The organism is Achromobacter sp. GbtcB20, from assembly GCF_019091095.1.
Classification (GTDB): Bacteria; Pseudomonadota; Gammaproteobacteria; order Burkholderiales; family Burkholderiaceae_B; genus Achromobacter; species Achromobacter mucicolens.
This window is the reverse complement of the sequence record NZ_JAGXJZ010000593.1, coordinates 1-264: the sequence shown is the minus strand read 5'-3', so window position 1 is coordinate 264 and position 264 is coordinate 1. Positions and strand designations below refer to the sequence as shown.

Annotated in this window: 1 pseudogene; it reads right to left on the bottom strand. The window is 55.7% G+C overall.

The features are described from left to right. Nucleotides 1-185 (bottom strand): annotated as a pseudogene (locus KVT32_RS30360) (heat-shock protein); the annotation flags it as partial. Nucleotides 186-264 lie beyond the last annotated feature (79 nt).

Below are 264 nucleotides of genomic sequence, written 5' to 3'. Positions count from 1 at the left end.
ATTTCCACTTCGTCGCGGGTGAAGCCGGCAAGGGCCATCACGATGCGGTATTTGTCCTCGGCGACCAGCTCGATGTTGTACGGCGGGTAGCTCGGCTGCGACTCGGCGCGTTGCTCGAGCAGGCTGGCCAGGCGGTCAAAACCGATGGCGGAACGGTACAGGGGAGTCAGATCGAAAGTACGCATGATAAATATCCTTTTCAAAGTTAAGCGATATGTTGACGGACCTCATCGTGAGCATCCGTTGAGACCAATCTAATGCCAC